This window comes from Streptomyces yunnanensis (assembly GCF_029011865.1).
GTDB classification, from domain to species: domain Bacteria; phylum Actinomycetota; class Actinomycetes; order Streptomycetales; family Streptomycetaceae; genus Streptomyces; species Streptomyces yunnanensis.
The window spans coordinates 9848640-9875427 of the sequence record NZ_CP095749.1 but is presented as its reverse complement, the minus strand read 5'-3'; the positions used below and the strand labels follow the sequence as shown (position 1 = coordinate 9875427).

The following is a 26788-nucleotide window of genomic DNA, read 5'->3' as shown; positions in this document are numbered from 1 at the left end:
GTGGATTCGAACATCGAGAGGTCGGTGGCCCGGTGACTGTGACCAACGGAAGGGCGGAGCTCATCGTCGTTGGGACCGGTTACCGGGCCGTCGGCGATCTGACGCTGGAGGCGAAGGCATGTCTCGAACAGGCCGATACGGTGCTGTGCCTGGTCGGTGACCCCATGGTCATCGGCTACCTTGAACGGCTGAACCCGTCGGTGCGCACGCTGGCGGGCTTCTACGCCAAGGGCAAGCACCGGTCGGAGTCGTACGAGGAGATGGTGCAGGAGATCCTGTCCGAGGTCCGCCGGGAGCGGTTGGTGTGCTGCGCTTTCTACGGGCACCCTGGAGTATTCGCCTATCCGGGGCACGAGGCTGTGCGCAGAGCACGGCTGGAAGGGATCCCCGCGCGGATGCTCGCCGGCTCCTCCGCGGAGGACTGGCTGTTCGCCGACCTTGGGTTGGATCCGGGGACGTGCGGTTGCCAGAGTTTCGAGGCGAGCGACTTCCTACTGCGCCGGCGTGTCTTCGACGCCACCAGCCTGCTCGTGCTCTGGCAGGTCGGTGTGATCGGCATGACCGACCGCGACCCGGATTTCGACGCGCGCGTCGGCGCAGCGCTGCTGGCCGAGCGGTTGGCGGGGGCGTACGGCGTTGATCACGAGGTGGTGGTGTACGAGGCGTCCCCGTACCCGGTGACATCGCCGCGGATCAGCCCGGTGCCACTTGCCAAGCTGGCGGATACGCAGCTGACCAACAAGTCCACGCTCGTGGTGCCACCGTTGCCCGCCCGTCCCCCTGACCGCGAGACGGCGGCCCGCCTGTGCGCGCCAACGTGACCGGGGAGCCAGGCAGGTTGGCTACCGCGCTGCTGGTACGGGGCGCAGGCGAGTGGGCGGCGGCTGCGCCTCATTACCGCGCGGACATGGGTTATGCCGGGCGGAGGTCCTCACGCAACAGGCCGTACAGGCACACGTCCCGCCAGGCCCCGTTGCGGAACGCGGCGCCGCGCGCCATGCCCTCATAGACGAAGCCGACCTTCTCGATCCCCGTGCGCGACGGAATGTTCTCGGCGTCGATGTGCGCCTCCAGGCGGTTGGTCTGGGTGTGCGCGAACAGGTAGTGAACCAGCCACCGGGCCGCCTGCTCACCGCTTCCCCTGCGACGTTCTTCAGGCAGCATGCACAGCCCGATGTTCCAGGCGTGAGAGGCGGCGTTGTAGGCCGCCTTCCGCCAGGAGACCACTCCGACCGGCTCGCCCTGGTCCACCACGGCCAGCGCTCCGCCGTCGTCGGTCAGCAGTCCCGTTTCCGCCCAGCGGCGACGCAGTCCACTGCTGAAGCCCGTCCACGCGTACGGGCCGAGCACCGTGGGGTCCTCGGCGACGCCGTCGAGCAGGTGCAGGTCCTCCTCACGAAAGGGCCGACAGTGCAGATTCTCGCGCATGATCGAACGTTAACCGCATCACGATGAAAAGGAACGAAAGATGATGAACTGGCGGGTCGGCGTCTGGACTGTCGCCGGGTTGACCTGCGCCACCTGGTACGGGGTGGAGGCCGCTTGGATGGCCAGGCGACGCGGGAGCGGCAGCAGGCCGTTGGCGTCGGAACGGCGCAGCACTCTCGTCCTGCTCGGTATGGGCGTACTCGGCGAAGCCGGCGCGGTTGCACTCGCTTGGCGCAGGCCGACCGTGCCCCTGGTCGGCGACCGCACAACGGCGGCCCTCGTCGCTCTCCCTGCCGTATGGGCCGGCCTCGCCGTGCGCTGGTGGGCCGTGCGTACCCTCGGCACCCACTTCCGCGCCACCATCGACGTCCGCGACGACCAGCCCGTCATCCGCACCGGCCCCTACCGGTATGTGCGCCACCCTTCCTACACGGGCGGCCTGCTCGCCGTGGCTGGCGCCGCCACAGTGCTCAACGACGTCCCCGCCTGGCTGGTACTCACCGGCAGCACCCTGGCCGCACTGCTGTACCGCATCCATACCGAAGACACCATCCTCATCCACCATCTCGGCCCCGATTACACCGACTACGCCGCCACCACTCCCCGCCTCATCCCCAGAGTGTGGTAACCGGCACGCGAGACCACGGTGCCCTCCGCCATCAGTGCGCGCAGACGAACGCAACAGTCCGCCACCACCTTTCGCCTTCTTCGGGGCAGCGTGCCTCCGTCTTGTGGACCGCTCTCTCCGCTCGGGCGACGTCTCCTCGATCACGGGGCACATCTACGACAGGCCAGGCACTCCAACTGGAGGGAAACGGCACCGCCTGCGCAGGACTGCCCGCCCCTTGGCCCGGCGCGCCAAAGCGGTGCACCGCCTACACCTTCACGAAGGACCGCAAATCATGTCGTCGGCGCCTTCGGGGTAGGTGGCGAACAGCTCGCGTTTGGTCATGTAGGTGGCGTCACCGTAGTGCTGTTCGTTCAGCGCCGCAGTCATCTCGCTCGGCAGGCCGGGTAAGGCAAGGGTCGCGGTGTCCTGGGAGCGCCGGTACTGCGAGGTGCGCACGGCCGGCGCGGGATCGACGAGTTCGGGCAGCGTGCGGCGCAGCCACAGGCACTGCTCGAAGCCCCGCGGGGTGAGGCCCCACCAGGATTCATCGTCGTGGGGTTGGCCGGTCATCGGTCGGCGAGCCGGTAGAGCTGGATGCCGGATCGCTCCATGACCAAGCGGTAGCCGAGCGACGGAAGCTCCGGCAGGCGGGACAGCTCCCATGCAAAGTCAGGCATGCCACCACGGGCGGGGTCGCTGATCAGCAGCCACTCCGGCTTGGTGCTGGTGTCCAAGACCTGTGGGAACCGGTAGACGCAGGCCCGCGAAGTGAGCTGCGGAGCGAGGTAGTTGACGGCTGCGATCTCGGCACCGTCGGGTACGGCGGCCATGACCTGGCGGGCCGCGTCGGCCCAGGGGCTGGGCCGCCATGCGGGGCCGGCCAGATCCCGCAGGGGCAGGAACGGAAGCGCCAGCAGGCTTGACGTGACACTGACGGCCACGGCCTGTGTGACCAGCCTGGGCCGGTTCAGCCTGCCCAGTGCGTCGGCGAAGGCGAGGAAGACGATGGGCATCAGGACGGCGCTGTAGTGGTAGCCCAGTCCCCAATATGCCGGATTCGTCGACCAGAAGCGCCAGGCGAGCGTGGGCAGCGCGAGGAGGATCAGCGGTGAGCGCAGGGCCAGGAACGCGGTCGGAGCGAGCAGCGCGAGGAGCGTGCCGAGTTTCTGCGGTGGCAGGAGCAGCCGGGTGAGCGGATCGCCGGTGGCCTGGGTGGCGGTATGGAGGTAGTCGTAGTGGCCGTCGGGGTTGAAGGCCGGGATGGCGACCAGCACGATCAACAGGCCGGACAGTACTCCGTAGGCAAGTACGGCAGTGCCCAGTCGGCGACGGCCGGACAGCAGGATGTAGAGGCCGATCGCGGTGACGGTCAGCGGTAGGTCTTCCTTGACCAGGACCAGTGGTGCCGCCCAGGCCGCGGCGGTGCGCCAGTGGCGCAGGGCCAGGCATTCCAGGCAGAAGGCGAGCAGGGGGACCGCGAAGGCTATTTCGTGGAAGTCGAAGGCGACGGCTTTCTGCAGGCCCCAGGACAGGCCGTAGGCGATGCCGATCGCGGTGCCGAGCCGCGGGGTGGTGGTGCGGATCGCCAGCCGGGTGACGGGGACGACGGACAGCGCGAGCAGGGCGGCCTGGGCGGTGAGCAGGGTCAGCGGGGTCGGGAAGAGCCGGTAGAGCGGGGCGAGGGTGGCCAGGATCGGGTGGAAGTGGTCACCGAGGAGGTTGTAGCCGGCGCCCTTGAGTTCGGAGACGGGGGTGCGCAGCTGAGCGTAGGCGCGTACGGCCTGCTCGAAGATGCCCAGGTCGTAGCCGGTGGAACGGAGCTGGAGGTGCTTGGTGACCGACAGCGCGGCGTAGCCGGCGAAGAACAGCAGTGCCAGGAGGTGGGGGCGGCCGGTGCGTCGCCGGTGGGTGTCACCGCCGCGGGACGGCACCGGGTCCGCGGACAGGCGGGGGCGAGGGCGGGACGGGGCGGGGGTGGACACCAGGCACTCCTGCGGGACGCGGACAGGGGCGTCCACCGTCGGCCGACCGGCATGAAGCGGCGATGAAGCCGCATGAAGCGATCTTCATGTGGGGATGCGCACCCATGGCACGATTGCGGCATGCGCGTGCTGGTGGTCGAGGACGAGGAGCGGCTGGCTTCCGTGCTCCGCCGCGGCCTGGAGCACGAGGGCTACGCCGTCGATGTGTGCCATGACGGCCGCCACGGCCTCTGGATGGCCCGGCAGCAGCCCTACCAGGCGATCATCCTGGACATCATGCTCCCCGGCCTGAACGGGTACCGGGTCTGCGACCGGCTGCGACGCGAGGACATCCGCACCCCGATCCTGATGCTCACCGCCAAGAACGGTGAGTACGACGAGGCGGAGGCCCTGGACACCGGAGCCGACGACTACCTGGCCAAGCCGTTCTCCTACGTGGTGCTCCTGGCCCGGCTACGGGCGCTGATCCGCCGCGGCGGCCCCGTGCACCAGCCCGCCGTGCAGATCGGAGACCTGCACCTCGACCCGGCCACCCGCCGGTGCCACCGCGGCGGGACCGAGATCGAGCTGACGGCCAAGGAGTTCGCCGTCCTGGCCTACCTCGGGCTCCGGGCCGGCGAAGTGGTGAGCCGCGTCGACCTGCTGGAGCAGGTCTGGGACGCCCATCACCAGGCCGTCAGCAACATCATCGACGTCCACATCAGGGCGCTGCGCCGCAAGATCGACGTTCCCTTCGGCCGCTCCACCATCCATACGGTGCGCGGTGTCGGCTACCGGCTGATCGACGATGCTCGGTAAGCGCCTGCCGATCCGCCTCCGCGCCGCCCTGGCCGCGGCCCTCACCGCCGCCCTGGCTTTCACCGCCGGCGCCTTGTGGCTCCGCGATGAGGTCTACGCCTCGAAAATGGGCGACACCCACAACCGGGCCAGAGCCAGCCTGGACGTCATCGAGCAGCGCTACAAGCACGGCTACGGCAGCGACCCGGTCCTCTTTGACACCCCCTACACCTGGGTGATCGTCGACCCTGCGGGCCGGTTCGTCGAAGGCGACCCCGACCTGGAGCCTTTCGTACCCGACCCCCTCGGGGTGCACCCTGACCCGCCGGGAAAAACCGTCGCCATCGAGCGGGACCTCCACCTGGGCACCGTCAGCGGCGCTGCCCGGCCGGGCAGCAAACAACTCGCCGGCCGCGACATCAGGGTGGTGTCGTCGGCCTTCCAAGGCCGCGGCCTGCTCGACGGCCGGCCGAGCGCCCCCGTCGAGAACCTCACCCTGCACATCCTCGTCACCCCCGAGGAGGCCGAAGAGGCCGTCGCCGCCGTCGACCACGTGCTGTACTTCGGCCTTCCCGCGGCGGTCCTCCTGGTCGCCCTGATCGTGTGGACCACCACCTCACGGGCCCTGCGCCCCGTGGAGGGCATCCAGCAGCGCCTGCGCACCATCACCAGCCGCGACCTGAGCCTGCGCGTCCCCGTCCCACCCCGCCGCGACGAGATCGCCCGGCTGGCCGCCACCACCAACGACACCCTGGACCGGCTGGAACAAGCCGCCGAGCAGCAGCGACGTTTCACCGCCGACGCCTCCCACGAACTGCGCACCCCGCTCGCCGCGCTGCGAGCAGGCCTCGAAGTGGCCCTGCACTACCCCGACCACACCAACTGGCCCGAGATCATCCGCGGCACCCTCAGCGACGCCACACGTCTTGAGCAGCTCACCGAAGACCTGCTCCTGCTCGCCGACCTCGACAACCGCACACCGCACACCGCCCGCCCCGTCGAACTGGGAGCCCTGACCCACAAGGCAGCCGCACAGGCACGCCGGCACGCCCCCGCCTCCGTCCACATCGACTGCCCGGCGAGCGACGACGTCACCGTCCACGGCGATGCGCGACAGCTGGAGCGCCTGCTGCGCAACCTCCTCGACAACGCCGTGCGCCACGCCCGCAGTCGCGTCCTGGTCACGGTCTCCGCCCAGGACGCCACCGCCCTGATCGAAGTCCGCGACGACGGCCCCGGCATTCCCGCCGAACACCGCGAGAAGATCTTCGAGCGGTTCACCCGCCTCGACGCCTCCCGCAACCGGACCAGCGGAGGTACCGGCCTCGGCCTCGCCATCGCCCGCGAAATCGCCCACAACCACCACGGCACCCTCACCCTGAGCGAGACCCCACCCGCGGCCGGAACCCGCTTCGTCGCCGTACTCCCCCTCGCCCCCGGAACGAAGGAGGCGTGATGGGAAGAAACCGTAGGCGCCCGCATGCCCACCCCGGCCGAGGCCGAACGGCTCGATCTATCCAAGGGCATCCCACCTCTGCGCATCGTGCGGTCGACCAAGAGCACGGACGGCACAGTGCTGGAGGTCAACGACACCCCCATGTCTGCGGACACCTTGGAGATCGGCTACTCCATCACCCACTGGCCCTCCCCCACCACCTACCTCTTCGAAGGGTCTACTGGCGGAGGCCACTTATTCCTGGCGTGCGTTATTCCTCGACATCCGGCACTCGATCGGGGAACGCACGCAGCCTCAACTGTGGCGCCCGGTGGTCAGCGAGCCACCGCATCCGGTTGTCATCCGCCTCGAGACCGGCGCGTGCAGCGTGGGTCCACTCCGCTTGGTCGAGCACGTCGAGGTATGCCGCCCGGAATGCTTCCTGCTGCGCTGCAGTGCATCCTGAAGCCTCGGGAGACTTCGTCATCAGGTGCTGAGTGAGCACCGCGATCGTGGAGTAGCGCTCGATGGTCGGGCTGAGCGAACCCACATGGCGAGCATGGGCTTCCAGGACCGCGCTCGCGTGGGGGTAGTGAGCGAGGGTGAGTCCCATCCCCCCGCAGTCGCTCATCAGATGGAGCAGCCGGCCGATGTGGTCGACCATCTCGCTGTCGGTGTCGAGTTCTGCCAGTGCCTCATGGAGTTTGGCGACTGTGGCGACCTTGCCGGCGAAGTATCCGTTGAGGAAGTCGCCGTCACAGGCTCTACGCAGCAGCCATGGTCGGGCCGCTGGGTCGTCGAGTCTGCAGAGAGCTTCAACGACGTAGACGCGTCCCCAGCCGGTCACTCGCTCGGCAAGCCAGAGCAGGGCCTCGACTCCTCCTGGCTGACGTTCGAAAGCGTACGCCGCCAGTGGCCCAAAGTGGTTGGAGAGCAGCCCGATCACCTGAATCATCGGGATGTCGTCGGCCGTTCCCGCGGCAGCGACCAGTGCAAGCCCAACGGTGACCGAGCATCGATCGGTCCCGTGTCGAACCAGCCAGCGGCCCGTTTGGCGAACGCGTTCCCTGTCTGCCCGCTGAGCCGCGGCGGCGATGTGCTCGTTGTGGTGAATCGGGATGTAGACGTCGTGGAAGGCATCGGCCAATTCGCTGGGAACAGCGCAGGCCCGCGCGAAATGCGCGTCCAGGATGGCCGCCACGTCCTTGCCGACCGAGTGCCGGTCCTTAGGCGTCTTTGGGCCTTGCCGACGACGGTGCAACCCGTCGTCGGGATATGGTTCCCCGTCGCGCGGAAGCGGCTCACCTGGAGCCAACTGACGTAGCCGGAGCGCGTGGTCGAACAGTGCTGTCGGTGATCCGGGCAGTCCTATCCCGGTCGTCTCGCTCATCGGCGGACGGAGGACTCGATTCTCTTGATCATGGCTCTGAGCATGTCACGCCAGCCGTCACCGCAACAAGTCCTGGAGTAAGAGGTCCTAAGAGGTCCTAACAAAGGCGTTGGACGTGTCTGTAGGTGATGAGACATGTAGCGAGTCCGAGGAAGGCTTCATGGAGGTCGTCCCGTCGCTCCCATCGGATGCGCAGGCGACGGAAGCCGTGCAGCCAGGCGATGGTTCGTTCGACGACATATCGGAAGACGCCCAGGCCGGAGCCGTGTGGCTCGCCTCGCCGCGCGATCACGGGACGGATGCCGCGCTGCCACAGCAGACGCCGGTACTTGTCGTGGTCGTAGCCACGGTCGGCGAGCAGTGCGTCGGGCCGGTGACGGGGCCGGCCGACAACCCCGGCGACAGGGGGGATCTTGTCGAGCAGAGGCAGGAGCTGGGTGACGTCGTTGCGGTTGCCGCCGGTCAGCGACACCGCGAGCGGGATGCCTTGGGCGTCGGTGACGACGTGGTGCTTGCTGCCCGGCCGTGCGCGATCGACCGGACTGGGACCGCTTTTGGGCCCCTACGGGCCGCCCGCACATGGGAAGAGTCGATCACCGCCCGGGACCAGTCCAGCTTCTTCGCCGACCGCAGCTTCTTCAACAGCAGCACATGCAGCTGGTCCCACACCCCGGCGGCATTCCAGGCGGCCAGCCGCCGCCAGCAGGTCATACCCGAACCAAAGCCCAGCTCCTGCGGCAGGTACTCCCACTGGATGCCGGTGTGCAGCACGAACAGGATCCCGCACAACGCCTGCCGGTCCGGCACCCTCGGCCGCCCCTCAACCAGCTTCGGCCCCGGCTTGGGCAGCAACGGCTCGACCAACGCCCACAGTTCATCCGACACGATCCACGGCCGCGACTGACGTTTCCCCACGACCAGACCAACGAGCAAATAGGCCAGCAGTCACATGATCAACCACTTCTGTTAGGACCTCTAAGAGGTCGTCCCGTTCGGGTGCGTGTTAGTTCATGGATTGTGCCAGGTTGTGGTCGTTTCGCCGGTTGCTCGTTTGGCGAGGTTGGAGAGCATGGCGAGGCGGATCATGCTCTCGGAGTGTTCGGGTTTGGTCTCATAGTCGCGGGCCAGGCGGCGGTGCATCATGAGCCAGCCAAAACTTCGCTCCACCACCCAGCGCCGCGGTAGCACGGAGAAGCCTTTGACTTGGGTGTTTCGCGGCACGACCTCGACGTCGATGCCGAGGACGGCGCCGTGTTCGATGGCCTGGTTCTTGTAGCCGGCGTCGACCCATGCCTTGGTGATGGTGGGGTGTCTGGTGGCGAGTTGGGTGAGGAGTTGTTTGCCTGCCTGGTTGTCGGAGACGCTGGCGGCGGTGACCATGACCAGCAGCAACAGGCCGAGGGTGTCTGTGACGATGCTGCGTTTGCGGCCCACGATCTTCTTGCCGGCGTCGGTGCCTTGGGTGTTTGTGAGGACGCTGGGGGCCGTTTTCACGCTCTGGGCGTCGATGACGCAGGCAGTTGGCTCGGCGGCGCGTCCTTCCTGCTCACGGACGAGACGGTGCAGGTGGACGCCGAGTTTCTCAATGGTTCCATCGGCGGTCCAGGCACTGAAGTAGGCGAACACCGTGGTGTGCGGTGGGAAGTCGTGCGGCAGGTAACGCCAGGGGATCCCAGTCCGATTGACATAGAGGATTGCGTTGAGGACTTCCCGCAGGTCGGTGACTTTGCCGCCGAGGTTGAGTGAGTTCTTCTGCCGCTCTGTGCGCCAGTCAGTCAGCGTCGGCTCCATCAAGGCCCAGCGGGCATCGGACAGGTCGCTCGGATAGGGCTTGCGGGGCGGCTCAGTCGTCATGACAGCACTGATACGGCAGGGAGTTGCAGCGGGCTATCGCTCGTCGGAGTGACCTGAAGCGGGTGCTCCTCGCGAATTCGAACTGGACAGGATCTTTCCGGTCGAGGTGTAACGAAACGCGAGGCTGACAGTCACCGCCACCTCAGAGCATTGGGGGCAAGCAGCCCTAAAAGGATGATCCCGGGCGGGCGATAGAACGGTCAAATCCACACGTCGTCGGCATGAACGTCCTCCAAGTGGACGGTTCGCGAGTTGATGTCCGTTTCGAAGTGAGGCTTGGGACAGGTGTGCTGGCCGCGGTGTCGGCTACTGTCGCCGGGTAAAGCAGCCGGTGTCGGCAGTGCCGCCCGCAGCACCAGCGGTGCTACCGCTGCCGGCGCGGCGTACATCGTGTTGTTTCCTATGGGGGCGAACAGGTTGGCCCTGAGCGGATGGACGGTCTCGGGCATCGTGGTTGAGGGCCGTTCGGCCAACGGAGAGCGTCATGGCCGATGGCCACGTTCCGGGGCGCATCGCTGCACGAGGTGTACCAGCAATGAGGAGGACCGTGCCGTGGTGGCCGATCGGACCGAGTGCTGGCTGGGTGCAGCGGAGCCGCAGGCTCGAATCTCCACACCGGCGGCAGCGCGATCTTCCGTCCGAAAAGTCTCACTCTTCTAGTAGTGCTTGGTCAGGTTGATCTTGGTGGTGCGTGTCCTTCTGGCGCTGCGTGCGTTGATGGAGTGTGACGCCAGATGAAATCGCTGCTGTTCGTGGCGAGTTGGAAGAATTCGCGGCTGAGGTGTTCGAGCCTTTCGCGAGGGATGGGCAGCGTTGGTGGGGGCAGGTCTACCTGCGGGGATTGCTGACCGACGGCAAACGCAAGTCGGTGGAGCCCATGGCCGCCCGGCTTGGGGCCGACGGCAATCGGCAGGCGCTGGCCCACTTCATCACCACAAGCCCGTGGGATCCGTCCCATGTCCGAGCCAAGCTCGCCTGGAAGATGGAAACCGCCATCCGGCCGACCGCTGCGATCTTCGACGACACCGGATTCCTCAAAGACGGGACTGCCTCGGCATGCGTGTCTTCGCAGTACACCGGCACGGCAGGCAAGGTCACCAACTGCCAGGTCGGGGTCTCGCTGCACCTGGCGTCCGACCACGCCTCCGCTGCCGTGGACTGGCGGCTGTTCCTGCCCGAGACCTGGGATCCCGCCTCGCCGAAGGCCGACTCGGACAAGACTGCGCGGCGTAGCGCCTGCGGCATCCCCGCCGACGTCAGGCATGTGGAGAAGTGGCAGTTGGCCTTGGACATGCTCGATGAGACCCGCTCGTGGGGAATCGAGGTGCCGCTGGCCATCGCGGATGCCGGATACGGCGACTGCGCGGCGTTCCGGCTCGGCCTTAACGATCGCGGACTGAACTATGTCGTGGGGATCTCCACCACGCTGTCGGCTCACCTGGGCGATGCCGTGCCGGTGACACCGGCCTACCAGGGGAACGGACGTCCCCCGGTGGCGAAGTACCCGGACAAGCCCAGGTCGGTCAAAGAACTGGTGATCGCAGTGGGCCGGAAGGCGGCGCGGCCGGTGTCGTGGCGGGAGGGCTCCCGGCCCGGACGGGGCCGCTTGGGCCTCAAACGGATGTACTCACGGTTCGTGGCCCTGCGGATCCGGCCCGCCGGACGCGAGATTCGCCAGGCCACCGAAGGGCCGGAGCTGCCGGAGTGCTGGCTGCTGGCCGAATGGCCCACCACCGAGCCGGAGCCGGTGCAGTTCTGGTTGTCCGACCTACCCGCCGACTTCCCGCTGACCACCCTGGTGAGGCTGGCCAAGCTCCGCTGGAGGATCGAGCACGACTACCGCGAGATGAAGCAGGCCCTGGGCCTGGCCCACTTCGAGGGCCGCACTTGGAACGGCTGGCACCACCACGTCACCCTCGTCTCCGCAGCCCACGCCTTCTGCACCCTGCAACGACTGGCCACATCCCCAAAAGACACGGCGCCGGCCTGAGCCTCTACACAGTCATCCGCGAAATGCAGACACTCCTCGCAACCTGGGCCGGCGCCTGCCCCACCTGCCACCGCGACATACCCACACCCGCACCAACCTGACCAAGCACTACTAGCGCCTTCCGCTCCGGCTGTCAGTGGCGGCCGTCTGCTGCCCGGCAACGCTGCCGAGCAGCAGACAACAAGCCGTGGGGAGAGCTGACTCGATGCCTACCGGCCCACGCACCGCCCGACGGGGCCCGAAACGGAGGAAAAGCCTCTTCCTCCTCCTGAGGAAGAGGTGTCAGCGGCACCGACCGCATACCCCTATGCCCTGACCTGTATGGATCCACCCATGCTCCGGAAGGACCTGGTACGCACAGTGGAACCCACGACGGAACGCACGGTGATACCGGTCCAGGTCTGCATCCGCGCGGCGTCGGCCAGTCCAACGAGCGGTCAGAATGTCCTGACCTCCGCGGACCGGAGCAGCGAGATGGAGTAGCGGGCCGCCGCGCCCCTCCAACTGCGCGCATAGTTCGCCCGCCATCGCGGCCGATGGCCTGCAGCAGGGCCCTAGGGGAGGCGGGCCAGCAAGTGGGCATCGAGGAAGCCCCGTTCTGAGGCAGGGTCGTGGAGCAGCCGGGCGAACACGTCCAGACCGGCCCCGGCCAACAGCTCCGCGAACCGGTCCACCGGCCAGCTATAGGCGGGCGCCACCTTGTGGTCGAAGCGGACCGGCTCCGGCCCATCGGTCCCGAAGAACGAGACCAGCAGCAGACCCCCTGGCACCAAAACACGCACCTGCTCGGCAAGCAGCGCGGGCAATTCCCCCGGCGGGGTATGGATCATCGAATAGTGGGCCAGCACACCGCCGAGCGCGCCGTCCTTGACCGGCAGGTTCTCCATCCGCGCCTCCTCGAACCGCAGCGCAGGATGGGCCCGCCGGGCATGGTCCACCATGGCCGGGGAGAGGTCGAGCCCGAAGGCGTCCAGCCCCAAGTCGTGCAGCATGGCTGTCAGATGTCCAGGTCCGCACCCGACGTCGACTGCCCGCGGGTTCCCCGTCCCACGCACCAGCTCGGCGAAGGTGCCGATCATGTTCCGCGCGAACGGCTGCGTCTCCAACCGATTAGCGAACATCGACGCATACAGCTCGACGACCCCGTCGTAGGCCGCCCTGGTCTTGTCCTGGTGCCCCATCACGGGAAAAGAAGCTAGCATCCGCGCACGTTCATAGCTTCTCCGGCCCCATGCCACCCTCACCCCTTAGGGACTGACTGTCCGGTCACGTGATCACGGGACAGGCCCGAGGGGCGCCGGCGGCCGGGCCACGGGGGTGACAGGGGGCGCAAGAGTTGCGCCGTCGACTGCGTGACGTGGGGTGAGGCCCTCCAGGGCCTGACGCGTCAGGAGTGACGGGTCCCGCTTCCGACCGCAGCACTGCCTGAATACGCCACGAACCGCCCTCCGGAAGGCCCCGCAGGCGGATACCCACGCCCGGCAGCGCGGATACCCCACTGGTTAGCCCAATTGACCTGCGTCTTTCCTCCTTTAAGGCAAGCAGTTTGGTAAGGGGTGCTGAGCAGAGTTCACGGCAATCGATCCGAAAGGAGCCTGCCGTGGACGCCGTACAGCCGACGTTGGTCACACGTCTGAATACCGAGTGGGAGTGGCTGTGCGCCGACCGCGGCAACGCCGAACGGGTGCGCTCCTGGATGCTCACCGCCGGCGTACTGGAGGAGGACCAAGCCCCCGCCGCTCTGGGCCAGCTGTGCGCCCTACTGCGGGAACGCTCCGACCGCGACGGACCGGAATTCAACGACGCATGGATGGGCGTCCTGCTGCACCGGGTGAACGCAAGCGACGGGCGGGAGGCCGAACTGGCCGCCCGCGTCCTGGTCCAGACGATGCTCCCGTGCGCGCAGCGCATGATGCGCCGCTGTCTGCGTGACGGCGAGAGCAGCGAGGACGTGGCACAGCTGGTGATCGCCTCGCTGTGGGAGGTGGTGCGCAGCTACCCGGTCGCACGGCGGCCGCGGCAGGTCGCGACGAATCTGCGCATGGAGCTGTGGCATCGCGTTTCGCGGGAGCTCAAGCAGGAGTTGGCGCCCTCCGCTGCCCTGGACGAGGAGTGGGCGGCGCAGTTCCCCGGCGGTGATGAGGCCGGATCTGGACGAGGCCGCAGTCGCCGACCGCATGCACTCGGCCGACTCAGCGATTCCGCAGCCTTCGCCAGAGCGCATCCGGCCCGCCGCTCCCGAGGTGAGCCAGTGTGCGCCCTGCCTCCCATATGCAGGGCCCGCTGTGGATTGCACCCCCGGCCGGTGATCATGCAGGGGCCGAGCAGCGAGTTCGGACAGCCGGTCCGCCCACGGCGCGGGCCCCATCCCGCCCATTGGCAACTCCTGCGTACTTTGAGCCAACTTGACGGCGACTGGGCTCGATCACTGACAGGGAGGTTGTCGTGTTCGCGACGAACTCGTTTACTGCGGGCAGCAACTGAAACTCAAGGAGGCGTACCAGCCTGATGATCAAGCGAATAGCCGCCCTGACGGCGCTCATCCCAGCCATGTTGAGCACTACGGTCGGTGCCCCGTCGGCGCACCCCGCGGCGCACGCAACCCCCTCTGTGGTCACCTTGACCTACGACGCCAGTGGTGCCGGTCAGTGGGCGGACCCGATCAAGCAAGCCGTGCAGAACTGGAACGACGCGGTGCACAACGTGCGCTTGGAGCCGGCGAGCACCCCCGGCTCGGCCGACTACCTCTACGAGGCGACCAGCGGGTGGCCGCAGACCACGTTGGGGCCGATCTTCCCCGGCGGCAACGGTGACGTGCAGCTGGGCCAGCAGGCGGTCGACGAGGGCTACGACACGACCCGGATCGCGGCGCACGAAACCGGGCACATCCTCGGGCTGCCCGACGACTACAGCGGGCCCTGCTCAGAGCTCATGTCCGGCCACGGCCCCGGCACGTCCTGCACGAATGCCAAGCCGAACGCGGCCGAGGCAGCACAGGTCGACAAGAACTACGCCGCCGGCACGCCAGCCGCACGCCCGCACCACCACCAGGTGGTGATCGACGTCTGGTCCGGCCGGGTGCTCACCCGGGTAGCGCCGAGGTAAGCCGAAAAGCCGCCAGTACTTGATCCTGATGGGTCCGCTCAGCGCCCTGCGCGAGCCGCGAGGTTGCTGACGCGGTTCGTGAACAACAGCTCGCCGGTGCGCGGGGGGGCGGGCGGTGAGGTCCATCGCGGAGAACGCGCCGTCGTGGATGCGCTGGGCGAGGCGGTCGCGGTGCAGGACGTCGAGCACGTCGAGGATGTGTCCGGTGCCGCGCACGAGGCGGAACATCTCGGAGAGGTGCACGGTATCGCCCGGCCGCGCGTACGTGAGCAGTTCGCCGAACTCCGGCCGTTCCAGCGGGTGGAGGCGGCTGGAGGAGCCGGCCTGTTCCTCGAAGGCGACCGGGTCCTCGATCCCGGCCTCGTCCAGAACGAGGTTCTGCCGGGTGGTCGATTGCTGGTCGGTCGACACCCGCTTGTAGACCAGGTTGGCCATACCGCTCCCCGTGTCGGTGGTCGCATACGATCCCGATGTCAGTCGAGGACCGTGGCCCCTCGGGCAGCGGTCTGTCCTGGACCGCGTCCTTCATGACGATGGTGGAGGTCACGCACTGGACGCCGGGCGGGCGGGCTTGGCTCCGCGCTGAGCGCAGAGCGGCATACGGATCTCAGTCGGGCAGGCCCCAGAACGAGCCGCGCAACCCGACTTCGGCGAAGTAGGCGCTGGCGGCGGCGGGATCGCGGCGGGTGTAGCCCGGGTCCAGGCGGCCGGTGTACCAGTCGCTGGCGAAGCGCCACAGGGTGGGCAGATCCATGACGTAGCCGCGCTCGTGCCGGGTGGGCCATCACGATCTGGTCGTCGTCCTGCGGGTCCAGGACCAGATCGTGGCGTGCGTGGAGGGTGCGCAGTTCCTGGCGTATCCGGTCGGGGGCGAGTGCGGTGAGCGCGGAGAGTTCCGGCACGCTCGGTGCGCGTCCGGTGCGGGCGAATCCGCGGTAGACGGCCAGGCGCACCTCCTCCGTCTGGTCGGGGCTCACCGGTGCTGTCGAGGCGTTCTCGGTCATGCGTGTGGTTCCTTCGCTGATGGAGGCGATGAGTCCAGCGTGCGCCCTGGGCGGGGGCAGGGGCTTGCACGCTCGTGCGGGACAACGGGGACATGACGCCTTCCGGAGAGCGCGCCGCCTACTGGCGGGTTCCCGGGCTCGCGCCGGAAGCCCTGGACGCCCGCTTCGAGCGGTACGCGTATCCGATGCACGCCCACGACACGTACTCGTTCGGAGTGACCGATGACGGTGCGCAGTCTTTCGTGTGCAGGGGAGGGCGGCACGTCAGCGCGGCTGGGCTGGCCATGGCGTTCAATCCGGACGACCCTCACGACGGGCAGTCGGCCGTCCGCGACGGCTACCGCTACCGGATGCTGCACCTGGGCGAAGACCAGGTCCGGGGCATACTCGCCGACGCGGCGCCCGGCACGGCCGGGCTGCCGCTCTTCGACACCCCGGTCGTGGACAACCCGGCCCTGGCCCGAGGGGCTGCCGCCGAGGCCGGCTTCGCCGACCAGGCCCACCTCACTCGATGGTTCACCCGCACCTACGGCATCACGCCCGCCGCCTACCGCACAGCGTGACGTACTGCGGGTCCAGCACTGGCGACCCCGCTTCCCCGGTGCCGGTGGCGGTCATTCCGGGCCGCCCTGCCAGGTCACGCGCATCGCCACCGCCCCCCGGATGTGCGGCCGTTCCCTCCACGTGATGTCGCGGACGGTCAGCTCCGGGGTCCTGGTGAGCAGCACCCCCAGTCCCTCCTGGAGGTCGATGCGCCCGAGTTGGGCGCCGGCGCAGTAGTGCGCGCCATGACCGAAGGTGAGGTGTCCACCGGGTGGCCGGGTGAAGTCGATCGCGTCGGGGTCCTCGAATCGGGCCGGGTCGTGGTTGGCCGACTCGTTGACGACGGTCAGGGCTTCGCCCGCGCGCACCAGCGTGCCGCCGACGCCGACGTCCTCCCGCGCGTAGCGGACGAACATGCCGGCACCGGCCGAGGCGTTGTTGCGCAGCAGTTCCTCGACCGCCGCCGGCAGCTCGGCCGGATTCGCTCGCAGCCGGTTCCAGAGCGCACGGTCGCCCCGCGTGAGAACGTAGACGCAGTTCGGAATCTGGGTGATGATCGTCTCGAACCTGGCCAGCAGCAGGCTGAAGACCAGGTCGATCAGCTCGGTGTCGGTGAGCCGGTCCTCCTCGTCCCGGGCCTGGATCATCGCCGACATCAGGTCGTCGCGGGGGCGGGCCCGACGCTCGGCGATGAGCTGCTCGGTGCAGGTGCGCAGGGCACCGAACCGCCGCATCCTGTCCTCGGGGCCGACGGCGCTGCCGGGGAGCAGCGCCGCGCCGGTCGACTCGAACACCTCCCGGTCCGAGGCCGGCACGCCGAGCAGGGCGCAGAAGGACAGCACGCCCATCTGCTGCGCGTAGTCCACCACGATGTCCATGCCCGGCCCGGCGTTCATCGCCGACGACAGCAGATCGTCCGCCGCCGCGCGCAGCGTCGGGCGCAGCGCTTCCATACGGGATCTGCTGAGGGCTTGGAGCAACAGCTTGCGCAGCCGGGTGTGTTCGGGGGCATCCAGGATGACCAGCCCGGCCAGTTCCGTCGCCTCTTCCTGGCGCGGGTAGTCCCGGCCGACCGACATCGCGCGGCTGAACCGCGCATCGCCCAGCACCAGTCGGGCGTCCGCGTAGCGGGTGACCAGCCAGGTGGGTTCACCGTGGGCGAGCCGCACCCGGAGCAGCCCCTTGCGCTGCCGCAGCTCCCGGAACCGCTCGTTGACCTCGATGCCGCGGCCGTCGTCGAAGGGGAAGTGCTCCAGTGCCTCTGCGGCGTCGGGAAGATCGGGAACGTTCGTCATGCGGGCTGCACCTCCGTCAGCCAGTCGTGCAGGTTCTCTGAGATCAGGTCGGCGTGCTGGGACAGGATGGTGAAGTGATCGCCGGGCAGCGTGCGCACGCGGTGCGCCAGTTCGGCCGGGAACGGGTGGTCCTCCGAGCTGGTGGGCATACCCGCGACGACCTCGCTGGCGAGCAGGTGCAGGATCGGCGCCTTGAGCGGGCCGGGCCGCCATCCGCTGAAGATCCTGCTGTAGCCGCCCATCGCCGCGATCTGGCCGCTGGTGGTCACTGTCCGGTCCGGACGGTCGAGCGACATGCCCATGAGGTCACGTCGTCGGATCTGCTCACGCATGAACTCGCTGCGGGTCTCGGTCTGGTCCATCTCCTCCTCCGGCAGGTACGAGTCCAGCAGCAGCAGCGCGGTGACGGGGACGCCGGTCCGCTCCAGGTACGTGGCCAGTTCGTGCGCCAGCCAGCCGCCCGAGGAGTAGCCCGCGATGATCAACGGGGTGCCGGCCAGCTCACGGCGCAGCGGTTTCGCCAACATCCGCAGCAGGGCGGCACGGTCGGCGGGCAGCGGAGCCTCACCCGCGAATCCGGGCGACCACAGCGACCACACGTCGGACGCGGGGTCCAGCCCGGCGTGCAGGTAGGAGTAGGGCAGGTCCAGGTTGGGGAAGATCGGCGGGGTGAGGCCGACGATCGTGGGGCCACCCGCGCCCGCCCCCACCTGGCGCAGTTCGGCGAGATCGCGCGGATCGTCCTGGTCGAACGTGTCGCGGGTCTCGGAGGCCGCGCGGGCCAGGCGGAGGGCGACGTTGATCCGGCCGGTGCGGATCGCCCGGATGTAGAACGAGGCCAGGCTGCCGTCGCTTTCGTCGGCGTTCTCGGGCGCCGGGTCCACCGGCCCGGTGCCGGATTCCGGGACCTCATTCCCGGACCGGGCGGTCCCCGCGATCTCGTCGAGCGTGCCCTCCTCGGCGCGGGCGGCCAGCTTTTCCAGCACGCGCTCGGTGAGATCGACCACCGTGGGATAGTTCAGCACGTCGGCGAGTTCGATCTCCACACCGGCACCGGTGGTGAGTTGATCGCGCAGATCCTCCGCGCCCAGCGAGTCCATCCCGAGATCGCGGAACGTGGCCTCGGCGTCGACCTGGTCATCCGGTCCGTTGCCCAGCGCCCGGTTCAGGCACTCACGAACCATCGTCTCGACGTGGCCGCTGCGCTCCTGCTCGGGCAGTGCCCACAGCAGAGCCGCGGGCGAGCGCCGATCGGGCTCGCGCGTCCCGGGGTCGTCGGAGAGCAGCAGCGGCATGGTCCACTCGCGCTCGATCCAGTACCGGCTGCGCTGGAAAGCGTAGCCGGGCAACGGGATACGCCGCGCACCGGCGCCGGCCAGGACGACACGCCAGTCCACCGCCGCGCCCATCACGTGCGCGCGGCCCAGCGCGCGCACGAGCGCCGCTGAACCGGTCACCGCGCTCTCCGTCTCCTCCGGCACGGCCAGCACGGCGGGACCGTCGGACAGCGCGGCGGCCATGCCCGCGGTGTCCCCACCGAACACGAGCAGCAGTCGATGACCGTCGGCCCGCAGCTCGCGGGCAGCCAGGCCGGATTCGGCAGCCGGCACCGTGCGGTAGTCGTCCTCGGCCGGACGGTCCCGCAGCCAACGGCCGGTGTCCCCGCACAGCACCGGCACACCGGGCGCGGGGGGGGCGGGACCTCCACGACGTCGGGTTCAACGCCCGCGGGACACCCGGCCGCGATCCGCAGCGCCGAGGACAGGGACAGCCACCCGACCGCCCAGGACGCGGCCAGCCGGCCGGATCCGTGTCCCGCCAACGCCGCCGGGCGCACCCCGGACGCGCACCACGTGCGTGTCACGCCGGTCAGCACGGCCAGCGTGGCCGGGGCCAACACGTCCGGCCGGTCCAGTGGTGGCACGTCCGGGTCGCCGCGAAGCACGTCCGTCAGAGACCAGCCGACCAGCCGACCAGCCGACCAGCCGACCAGCGTGGCCGCACATGCGGAGAGGTGCTCGGCGAACGGCTCGGCCTCGGCGTACTGCGTGGCCAACGCGCGCACCACGGCCGGGGTGCACTCGTGCGGGTACAGGAACGCGGTGGTGCCGTTGCGCACGGCGGTGCCGGAGACCACCGCCGTGGCGCTCCCGGTGTCGTTCCGGCCCGTGCTCAGCGCGGTCAGGCCCGCGGCGAGGTCGGCCGGGCGGGAGCCGAACACCACCGCGCGGTGCGGCAGGTGCGCCCGGGCGGTGGCCAGCGACCACGACAGGTCCAGCAGATCCGGGTGCGCCCGGTCGAGGTACGCGTGCAGCGCGGCCGCCTGCGCGGACAGCGCCTGTTCGGTCCTGCCCGACAGGGTCCAGGCCAGCAGTGGTGGGACGGCCCGGTCGCCGGGCTCGGTGTCCGGGTCGGGCCCTGGGTCCTCCAGGATCACGTGGGCATTGGTACCGCCGACTCCGAACGCGGACACGCCCGCCCGCCGGGGACGCCCGTCGCGCGGCCACGGGACTGCGCTGGTGAGCAGTTCGACCCCGCCCTGCGCCCAGTCGACCCGGGGGGTCGCCGTGCCGATGTGCAGGGTCCTGGGCAGCGTGCTGTGCCGCATGGCCAGCACCATCTTCACCACACCGGCGACTCCGGCTGCGGCCTGGGTGTGGGCGAGGTTCGACTTCACCGCGCCGACCAGCAGCGGCGGCCGGTCGCCGCGGTGGCGGCCGTACCCGGCCAACAGCGCCTGCGCCTCGATCGGGTCGCCGAGCGCGGTACCCGTGCCGTGCGCCTCCACCGCGTCGACGTCCGCGGGCGACAGGCCGGCCGAAGCGAGCACGTCGGCGATCACCTGCTGCTGCGCGGTTCCGTTCGGGGCGGTCAGCCCGGAGGAGGTGCCATCGGAGTTGATCGCCGATCCGCGCAGCAGCGCGAGCACCGGGTGGTGGTTGCGACGCGCGTCGGAAAGCTTCTCCAGCACCAGCACCAGCATCCCGGCACCCTCGCCCCACGCGGTGCCGTCGGCGGCCGAGGAGAAGGGCTTGCACCGCCCGTCCGGCGCCAAGGCGCGCTGCCGGGCGTAGTCGATGAACAGCAGCGGGCTGGATGGTCACCCCGCCCGCGAGCGCCAGGGTGCACTCGCCCGCGCGCAGCGACTGCACGGCCAGGTGGATCCCGACCAGGGACGAGGAACAGGCGGTGTCCACCGTGAGCACGGGCCCCTGCAGGCCGAACACATAGGCCAGCCGACCGGAGGTCACGCTGCCGGCGTTGCCGATGGAGAGCTGACCCAGCACGTCCTCGGGCATCTCGCGGACCGCCGTGGCGTAGTCCGCGTTGGACAGTCCGAGGAACACGCCGGTGCGGCTGCCGCGCAGCCCGGCCGGGTCGATACCGGCGGACTCCAGCGCCTGCCAGCTGACCTCCAGCGCGATCCGCTGCTGCGGGTCCATGCTGAGCGCCTCGCGCGGCGAGATGCCGAAGAACTCGGAATCAAAGTCGGCCGCGTCGTCGAGGAAGGCACCGTGCCGGACGTAGGAGCGGCCCGGCGTGCCCGGTTCCGGGTGGTAGATCTGGTCTTCGGTCCAGCCGCGGCCGGCCAGGAACCCAGTGATCACGTCCCGCTCCGCGGCGAGCAGTTCCCACAGCTCCTCCGGCGAGCCGATCCCACCGCCGAACCGGCAGCCCATGCCGACCACGGCCACCGGGTCGTCGACGGGGTTCTCCAGCTCCCGCAACCGCTCCCGGGTGCGCTGGAGTTCCGCGGTGACCCGCTGGAAGTACTTGACGAGCTTCGGATCCTCGCCCACGGCTTTCGCTTCCTCTCCGGTCGGGCGGCCCCGGCTGCTGGTTCACGCATCGCCGAGTTCCCGGTCCACGAAGGCGTAGAGCTGGTCCACGGAGGCCGAGCTCAGCTCGTCCACCCCGAGCCCCGGCTCGCCGTCCAACGCGCGCAGCGCCGCCCGCAGTTGTCCGCGCAGCGCGTCGCGCTGCGCGTTCTCGCCGGCCAGCGCCTCCTCTACCGCCTGCGCGAGTCCGGAGAGCTGATCCGGGCCGCGCTCGGCAGGGCCGTCCGCCGGTTCCTCCTCGCCGGCGGCATCCGGCGCGACCTCCGTACCGAGGTGCGCCGCGAGGATGGCCGGAGTGGGGTGGTCGAACACCAATGTGGCGGGCAGGTTCAGACCCGTGGCGGTGTTGAGCCGGTTGCGCAGCTCGACCGAACTCAGTGAGTCGAATCCGAGGTCTCCGAACGGACCGTCCGCGGGCACCCCGTCCGCGGACGGGTAGCCGAGCACGGCCGCGATCTGCCCGAGCACCAGGTTGAGGACCTGCCGGTCCCGTTCGGTGGGGCTCAGCCTGCCCAGCCTGCGGGCCAGGTCCGCCGGGGACTCGGCGGGCGCTGCGGACCGCGCGGAGCGCCGGCGACGGGCCGGGCGGACCAGATCGCGCAGCAACGGCGGAATGCCCTCCTCTCCCAGACCGGCCACGGTGACCAGATCCAGCCCGATGGGCACCAGGTGGACCCTGTCCGAGCCGGTCGCGGTGTCCCAGAGGGCCAGGCCCTGCTCGACGGTCAGCGCGCGGATCCCGGTGCGGTCCATGCGGGCCCGGTCCGCGGCGGCCAGCCCGGCGCCGATCCCGTCGGTCGTGCTGGTCCCGCTGTCCGGCGCCCACAGGCCCCAGCCCAGCGAGCGGGCCGGGAGCCCGGCGGCGGCCCGCTGGTTCATGAGCGCGCCCAGGAAGGCGTTCGCCGCGGCGTAAGCCCCCTGGCCCGCGGTGCCGAACACGCCGGCGGCGGAGGAGAAACACGTGAACCCGACGAGATCGAGCTCCCGGGTCAACTCGTGCAGGTGCCAGGCTCCGTCGACTTCGGCGCCAGCACGTTCTCCACTTGCCCATCGGTCAGCGACTCCACCATGCCGTCGTCCAGCACACCGGCCGCATGGACCACGGCGGTGAGCGGGTGTGCCGCGGGCACCTCGGCCAGCACCCGGGCCACGTCGTCCCGCCGGGCGACGTCGCCGCGCGCCAGCTCGGCGTGCGCGCCGAGCTCGCCGAGTTCGGCGACCAGTTCCGCGGCGCCGGGGCTCTGCGCGCCGCGGCGCGAGAGGAGCAGCAGCCTGCGGGCGCCCCGGCTTGCCAGATGCCGGGCCAGCGAGCGGCCCAGCGACCCGAGTCCACCGGTGATCAGCACGGTGCCGTCGGGATCGGGCGTGCGGGCGGCCGGGCCGCCGTCGCTCTGAGCCGAACCGTCGTCGCGGTGCAGCCGGGGCACCAGCAACTCGCCCGCGCGCAGCGCCACCTGGGGCTCACGGGCCGCGGACGCGACGGCGACCGCGTCGCGCAACGCGGTGTCGGTCGGCTCGTCGACGTCGACCAGCAGGAGGCGACCGGGGTACTCGTTCTGTGCCGAGCGAGCCAGCCCATAGGCCGCGGACAGTGCCAGGTCGGGTTCGTCGCCCGCACGCGCGCCGAGCGCGCGCTCGGTGCAGACCACCAGCAGCGAACCGGCGAACCGCTGGTCGGTGAGCCACACTCGCAGGTGCCCGGTCAGCTCGGTGAGCGCGGCGCGGACCCGTGCGGTGACGTCGTCCCCGGCGGGACGGGCCGGGCGTAGCACCACCACCGGCGGCACCGGGTCCTCCGCGTCCGCCAGCGTCGCGAGGTCGAGCCGACCGATCCCAGGTTCGTGCCACCCACCGGAATCGTCCACTGCGGAGGGCCGGCGCACGGGCACCCAGTCCTGTGCCAGCAGTTCCGCGCCGTCCTCGGCCGGTCCCAGCAGGTAGGACTCATCGGCGGGCAGCGGCCGGAACACCAGGGAGTCCACCGTGGCCACGGTGGCACCGGTCTCGTCCGCCAGCGTGATCGCCACGTCACCGTTCCCGCCGGTGGCGTGCACCCGCACCATCGAGGCTCCGGCCCGAAACAGCGACAGCCCCGACCACGAGAACGGCATCGAGCCGCTGCCCTCGTCGATCCCGTCCAGCTGCGGGCCGAGACCGACCGCGTGCAGTGCCGCGTCCAGCAGCGCCGGATGCAGGCTGTAGCGCTTCGCGTCCCCGGCCGCTTCGGCGGGCAGGGCGACCTCGGCGAACATCTCCGAGCTCCCGTCGGGGTGGTCGCGTTGCCACAGGGTCCGCAGACCTCGGAACGCGCCCTCGTAGCGGAAGTGCCTGCCCTCCACCACCTCGTCATAGACGTCCGCGACCGGGATCTCCCACACATCCCGCGGCGGCCAGTGCGCGAGGGTCGTGTCCGGCGTCGCGGTGCGGATGCCCAGGTAGCCGAAGGCGTGTGACCGCCAGGGGCCCGGCTCTGCCTGGCCGACGCCCTCCTGTCGGGAGTACAACCGCACCGGGCGGCGGCCGGTCTCCTCGGTGTTGCCCACCACCACCTGCACCGATACCCCGCCGTGCTCCGGCAGGACCAGCGGCGCCTCGACGGTCAGCTGTTCGAGCAGGTCACAGCCGACGTGCTCGCCCGCGGCCAGCGCCAGTTCCACGAAGCCGGTGCCGGCCAGCAGGGGGATGCCGCGCACCCGGTGGCCCCCCAGCCAGGAGTGCGACTGTAAGGACAGCCTGCCGGTGAGCACTACGCCGTCGCCTTCGGCGGCGGACAGCATGGCGCCCAGCAGCGGGTGGCCCACCGGGAGCAGCCCGCTGGAACGCAGGTTCAGCCCGTTCCCGTCGGGCACCAGCCAGTACCTCTCGTGCTGGAACGCGTAGGCGGGCAGGTCCGCCGTCCTGGCGGGCGCGGCGGGCAGCACGGCGGGCCAGTCCACCTCCACGCCTTGCGTGTGCAGCGCGCCGAGGGCGAGCAGCACGTCCTTGGTCTCGTCACGATCGGCCCCGCGCAGGGTGGGCACCCTCGCCTCGTCCGGCCCGGCATCCCGCCCGGCCAGCGCGGAAAGCACCGCGCCCGGTCCCAGTTCGAGCAGGACGCGTGCACCGGCCTCGCGTGCGGTGCGCAGCCCGTCGTGGAACCGCACCGCCTGCCGGACGTGCGCGGTCCAGTACTCCGGCGAGCGCAACTGCTCCGCCGTGGCCATCTCCCCGGTGAGGTTGGATATCACCGGGATTTCCGGTTCGTGCGCCGTCAACCCGGCCAGAACCGTGCCGAATTCGGCCAGCATCGGCTCCATCAGCGGCGAGTGGAACGCGTGGCTGACCCGCAGCCGCCGGGTCCGCCGTCCCCGGCCCGCCCAGTCGGCCTCCAGTTCCGTGATGTCTTCGTCCGCACCGGAGACGACCACCGTGTCCGAGGCGTTCACCGCCGCGACGGACACCCGCTGCGCGCGCCCCGCCAGCCAGGGGGCCAAGTCCTGCTCGGTGCCCTGCACGGACAGCATCGCGCCGCCCTTGGGCAGCGCGGCCATCAGGCGGCCTCTGGCGGCCACCAGCCGGACCGCGTCCGGCAGCGACCACACCCCGGCCACGTGCGCCGCGCTGATCTCCCCGATCGAATGTCCCAGCAGCAGGTCCGGGCGCACACCCCAGGAGTGCATCAGCCGGAACAGCGCGACCTCCACCGCGAACAGGGCGGCCTGGGCGTAGTCGGTGCGGTCGAGCAGGTCCGGTTCGCTCTCGATCACGGTCCCCAGCGGAGTCGCCAGCTCCCGGTCGAACAGCTCGCACACCTCGTCGAACGCCTCGGCGAACGCCGGGAAGGAGGCGGCGAGCTGCCGCCCCATACCGGGCCGCTGCGCGCCCTGGCCGGTGAACAGCATGCACGTCCCGCCGCCGGCCGCAGCGCCCACCGCGACGTCGGGGACCCGGCCGGTGTCGAGGTGGCCGCGCAGCGCGGAGGTGAGTTCGGCAAGGTCCCGGCCGGGCACTGCCAGCCGGTGGCGGAAGTGGGTGCGGCGGGTGGCCAACGCGTGCGCCAGCCCCTCGGCGGAGGGAGCGTCGTCGGACTCGACGAAGGCCAGCAGCCGGGTCGCCTGGGCCCGCAGCGCGTCCTCGGTCCGGCCCGACACCGTCCACACCAGACCGGCGGACGGCACGTCGGGCTCCGGGGCCTCCGGCTCGACGTGCTGTTCCAGCACGACATGGGCGTTGGTGCCGCTGATCCCGAAGGAGGAGACGGCGGCGCGGCGCGCTCGACCGGTCTCCGGCCAGGGCATCGCATCGGCGAGCACGCTGACCCCGTCCACTCCCCAGTCCACCTTCGGGGTGGGGCTGTCCACGTGCAGCGTCTTCGGCGCGAGACCGTGCCGCATCGCCATGATCATCTTGATCATGCCGGCCACACCGGCCGCGGCCTGCGTATGGCCGATGTTGGACTTCAGCGAGCCCAGCAGCAGCGGCTGGCCGGGCGGCCGGTTCCGGCCGTAGGTCGCCACCAGCGCGGTGCCCTCCACCGGGTCGCCGAGCGGGGTGCCGGTGCCGTGCGCCTCGACCACGTCGACGTCCTGGGTGGACAGTCCGGCGTCGGCGAGCGCGGTACGGATCACCTCCTGCTGGGCGGTGCCGTTGGGTGCGGAGAGCCCGTTGCTGGTGCCGTCGGAGTTGACCGCCGAGCCGCGCAGCACCGCGAGCACCTGATGGCCGTGCCGCCGCGCGTCGGACAGCCGCTCCAGTACCAGAAGACCCGCCCCCTCGGCCCAGATCGAGCCGTTCGCCCCGGCCGCGAACGCCTTGATCCGAGCGTCCCGGGAGGTGACGCCCTGGCCGCAGAACTCGACGAACGTCTCCGGAGTGCTCAGCACCGTCACACCGCCCGCCAGCGCGATCGGGCACTCGCCGGCGCGCAGGGCCCGCATCGCGAGGTGGGTGGCGACCAGGGAGGGCGAGCAGGCGGTGTCCACGGTGAGGGCCGGGCCGTGGAGGCCCAAGGCGTAGCTGATCCGGCCCGAGATCACGCTCATGGTGTTGCCGGTGATGCCGTACTGGGAGAACTGGTCGGTGCCTTGCCAGAGCATCTCGTAGTCGTTGCTGGACGCGCCGACGAAGACCCCGGCCCGCTCGCCCACCAGCGAGTCCGGCAGGATGCCCGCGGACTCCAATGCCTCCCAGGCCAGCTCCAGCACCAACCGCTGCTGCGGGTCCATCACCAGCGCCTCGCGCGGGGAGATCCCGAAGAACGCGGGGTCGAAATCGCCCGCCCCGCTGAGGAAGCCGCCCTCGCGCACGTAGGACCGCCGCGCCTGCTGGGACTCCGGATCGGCGTCGTAGAGCTCCTCGATCGGCCAGTGCCGGTCCGTGGGGAAAGCCGAAATGGCGTCCGTGCCCGCGGCCACCAGGTCCCACAGCTGGGCAGGCGAGGCCACGTCGCCGGGCAGCCGGCACGACATGCCGATCACCGCGATCGGCTCGGCGGACTGCTCGGTCGCGTCACGCAACTCCTCCCGGGTGCGTAACAGATCGGTGGTAACCCTTTTCA

Annotated in this window: 19 protein-coding genes and 5 pseudogenes; 9 read left to right on the top strand and 15 right to left on the bottom strand. The window is 70.1% G+C overall.

Annotated features, from left to right (window positions below):
- The first annotated feature begins 32 nt into the window (after positions 1-32).
- Positions 33-821, top strand: a complete 789-nt coding sequence (locus MOV08_RS43180; protein WP_107080255.1) for an SAM-dependent methyltransferase — start codon at positions 33-35, stop codon at positions 819-821.
- A gap of 91 nt (positions 822-912) precedes the next feature.
- Here MOV08_RS43180 and MOV08_RS43175 read toward each other — a convergent pair whose 3' ends face one another.
- Entirely contained in the window at positions 913-1428 is a 516-nt protein-coding gene (locus MOV08_RS43175; protein WP_275311603.1) for a GNAT family N-acetyltransferase, read from the bottom strand.
- Positions 1429-1468: 40 nt separating this feature from the next.
- On the opposite strand from MOV08_RS43175, the gene MOV08_RS43170 reads away from it, so the two are divergent.
- On the top strand, positions 1469-2056 hold the full coding sequence (locus tag MOV08_RS43170) for a methyltransferase family protein (RefSeq protein WP_052286374.1): 588 nt from the start codon (positions 1469-1471) through the stop codon (positions 2054-2056).
- 255 nt (positions 2057-2311) lie between these two features.
- On the opposite strand, the gene MOV08_RS43165 is transcribed toward MOV08_RS43170, so the two are convergent.
- Entirely contained in the window at positions 2312-2608 is a 297-nt protein-coding gene (locus tag MOV08_RS43165; RefSeq protein ID WP_275311602.1) for a histidine phosphatase family protein, read from the bottom strand.
- Positions 2605-4020, bottom strand: a complete 1416-nt coding sequence (locus tag MOV08_RS43160; RefSeq protein ID WP_275311601.1) for a DUF2079 domain-containing protein — start codon at positions 4018-4020, stop codon at positions 2605-2607. Before MOV08_RS43160 ends, MOV08_RS43165 begins: the two co-directional genes overlap by 4 nt.
- Before the next feature lie 120 nt (positions 4021-4140).
- On the opposite strand from MOV08_RS43160, the gene MOV08_RS43155 reads away from it, so the two are divergent.
- The 3 genes and pseudogenes from MOV08_RS43155 to MOV08_RS43145 all read left to right on the top strand — a co-directional run.
- On the top strand, positions 4141-4818 hold the full coding sequence (locus MOV08_RS43155; protein WP_039628625.1) for a response regulator transcription factor: 678 nt from the start codon (positions 4141-4143) through the stop codon (positions 4816-4818).
- A complete protein-coding gene (locus tag MOV08_RS43150) occupies positions 4808-6253 on the top strand; it encodes a sensor histidine kinase (protein WP_275311600.1) in 1446 nt (481 codons plus the stop codon). Before MOV08_RS43155 ends, MOV08_RS43150 begins: the two co-directional genes overlap by 11 nt.
- Positions 6254-6268: 15 nt before the next feature.
- Positions 6269-6394 (top strand): annotated as a pseudogene (locus MOV08_RS43145) (UTRA domain-containing protein); the annotation flags it as partial.
- A 109-nt stretch (positions 6395-6503) separates the two neighbouring features.
- On the opposite strand, the gene MOV08_RS43140 reads toward MOV08_RS43145, so the two are convergent.
- From MOV08_RS43140 to MOV08_RS43125, 4 genes are all read right to left on the bottom strand, one after another.
- Positions 6504-7622 (bottom strand): hypothetical protein, encoded by a 1119-nt coding sequence (locus MOV08_RS43140; protein WP_203232493.1) that lies wholly within the window; start codon positions 7620-7622, stop codon positions 6504-6506.
- 97 nt (positions 7623-7719) lie between these two features.
- Positions 7720-8537 (bottom strand): IS5 family transposase gene (locus MOV08_RS43135; protein WP_420834139.1). Its coding sequence is split into 2 segments (ribosomal slippage): positions 7720-8186 and positions 8186-8537, totalling 819 coding nucleotides; the frame shifts between segments, so codons are not numbered across the junction.
- A 93-nt stretch (positions 8538-8630) separates the two neighbouring features.
- Entirely contained in the window at positions 8631-9476 is an 846-nt protein-coding gene (locus MOV08_RS43130; protein ID WP_275311599.1) for an IS5 family transposase, read from the bottom strand.
- Between the two features lie 200 nt (positions 9477-9676).
- The gene (locus MOV08_RS43125; RefSeq protein WP_203232494.1) at positions 9677-9925 is read right to left on the bottom strand and encodes a hypothetical protein; all 249 of its coding nucleotides are present in this window, start codon (positions 9923-9925) and stop codon (positions 9677-9679) included.
- Between the two features lie 275 nt (positions 9926-10200).
- Here MOV08_RS43125 and MOV08_RS43120 point away from each other — a divergent pair, with 275 nt between their 5' ends.
- Complete coding sequence (locus tag MOV08_RS43120) at positions 10201-11466, top strand: IS701 family transposase (protein WP_275311598.1); 1266 nt, start codon at positions 10201-10203, stop codon at positions 11464-11466.
- A gap of 554 nt (positions 11467-12020) precedes the next feature.
- Here the strand turns inward: MOV08_RS43120 and MOV08_RS43115 are convergent.
- The gene (locus MOV08_RS43115; RefSeq protein WP_420834269.1) at positions 12021-12647 is read right to left on the bottom strand and encodes a class I SAM-dependent methyltransferase; all 627 of its coding nucleotides are present in this window, start codon (positions 12645-12647) and stop codon (positions 12021-12023) included.
- A 419-nt stretch (positions 12648-13066) separates the two neighbouring features.
- On the opposite strand from MOV08_RS43115, the gene MOV08_RS43110 reads away from it, so the two are divergent.
- Positions 13067-13975, top strand: coding sequence for a hypothetical protein (locus MOV08_RS43110; protein WP_275311597.1), 909 nt, complete (start codon positions 13067-13069; stop codon positions 13973-13975).
- Entirely contained in the window at positions 13975-14571 is a 597-nt protein-coding gene (locus MOV08_RS43105; protein ID WP_275311596.1) for a snapalysin family zinc-dependent metalloprotease, read from the top strand. Before MOV08_RS43110 ends, MOV08_RS43105 begins: the two co-directional genes overlap by 1 nt.
- Before the next feature lie 219 nt (positions 14572-14790).
- Here the strand turns inward: MOV08_RS43105 and MOV08_RS43100 are convergent.
- Positions 14791-15006, bottom strand: a pseudogene (locus MOV08_RS43100) (recombinase family protein); the annotation flags it as partial.
- Between the two features lie 172 nt (positions 15007-15178).
- Positions 15179-15325 (bottom strand): hypothetical protein, encoded by a 147-nt coding sequence (locus tag MOV08_RS43095; RefSeq protein WP_275311595.1) that lies wholly within the window; start codon positions 15323-15325, stop codon positions 15179-15181.
- Between the two features lie 342 nt (positions 15326-15667).
- Between MOV08_RS43095 and MOV08_RS43090 the strand changes: the two genes are divergently transcribed.
- A complete protein-coding gene (locus tag MOV08_RS43090) occupies positions 15668-16138 on the top strand; it encodes an AraC family transcriptional regulator (RefSeq protein ID WP_275311594.1) in 471 nt (156 codons plus the stop codon).
- Between the two features lie 51 nt (positions 16139-16189).
- Here the strand turns inward: MOV08_RS43090 and MOV08_RS43085 are convergent, their stop codons facing one another.
- From MOV08_RS43085 to MOV08_RS44430, 5 genes and pseudogenes are all read right to left on the bottom strand, one after another.
- On the bottom strand, positions 16190-17413 hold the full coding sequence (locus tag MOV08_RS43085) for a cytochrome P450 (protein WP_275311593.1): 1224 nt from the start codon (positions 17411-17413) through the stop codon (positions 16190-16192).
- Positions 17410-19023, bottom strand: a complete 1614-nt coding sequence (locus MOV08_RS43080) for a thioesterase domain-containing protein (protein ID WP_420834268.1) — start codon at positions 19021-19023, stop codon at positions 17410-17412. Before MOV08_RS43080 ends, MOV08_RS43085 begins: the two co-directional genes overlap by 4 nt.
- A 140-nt stretch (positions 19024-19163) precedes the next feature.
- A pseudogene (locus MOV08_RS44350) lies at positions 19164-19367 on the bottom strand (acyltransferase domain-containing protein); the annotation flags it as partial.
- A 291-nt stretch (positions 19368-19658) separates the two neighbouring features.
- Positions 19659-21177: pseudogene (locus tag MOV08_RS44345) on the bottom strand (type I polyketide synthase); the annotation flags it as partial.
- Positions 21178-21255: 78 nt separating this feature from the next.
- Positions 21256-26768: pseudogene (locus MOV08_RS44430) on the bottom strand (KR domain-containing protein); the annotation flags it as partial.
- Between the last annotated feature and the right edge of the window lie 20 nt (positions 26769-26788).

Coding starts and splice junctions, on each gene's coding strand:
- MOV08_RS43175 (WP_275311603.1), bottom strand. CDS start 1,428: ATGCGCGAGAATCTGCACTGTCGGCCCTTTCGTGAGGAGGACCTGCAC.
- MOV08_RS43170 (WP_052286374.1), top strand. CDS start 1,469: ATGATGAACTGGCGGGTCGGCGTCTGGACTGTCGCCGGGTTGACCTGC.
- MOV08_RS43165 (WP_275311602.1), bottom strand. CDS start 2,608: ATGACCGGCCAACCCCACGACGATGAATCCTGGTGGGGCCTCACCCCG.
- MOV08_RS43155 (WP_039628625.1), top strand. CDS start 4,141: ATGCGCGTGCTGGTGGTCGAGGACGAGGAGCGGCTGGCTTCCGTGCTC.
- MOV08_RS43150 (WP_275311600.1), top strand. CDS start 4,808: ATGCTCGGTAAGCGCCTGCCGATCCGCCTCCGCGCCGCCCTGGCCGCG.
- MOV08_RS43140 (WP_203232493.1), bottom strand. CDS start 7,622: ATGAGCGAGACGACCGGGATAGGACTGCCCGGATCACCGACAGCACTG.
- MOV08_RS43130 (WP_275311599.1), bottom strand. CDS start 9,476: ATGACGACTGAGCCGCCCCGCAAGCCCTATCCGAGCGACCTGTCCGAT.
- MOV08_RS43125 (WP_203232494.1), bottom strand. CDS start 9,925: ATGCCCGAGACCGTCCATCCGCTCAGGGCCAACCTGTTCGCCCCCATA.
- MOV08_RS43115 (WP_420834269.1), bottom strand. CDS start 12,647: ATGGGGCACCAGGACAAGACCAGGGCGGCCTACGACGGGGTCGTCGAG.
- MOV08_RS43105 (WP_275311596.1), top strand. CDS start 13,975: ATGATCAAGCGAATAGCCGCCCTGACGGCGCTCATCCCAGCCATGTTG.
- MOV08_RS43095 (WP_275311595.1), bottom strand. CDS start 15,325: ATGGATCTGCCCACCCTGTGGCGCTTCGCCAGCGACTGGTACACCGGC.
- MOV08_RS43090 (WP_275311594.1), top strand. CDS start 15,668: ATGACGCCTTCCGGAGAGCGCGCCGCCTACTGGCGGGTTCCCGGGCTC.
- MOV08_RS43085 (WP_275311593.1), bottom strand. CDS start 17,413: ATGACGAACGTTCCCGATCTTCCCGACGCCGCAGAGGCACTGGAGCAC.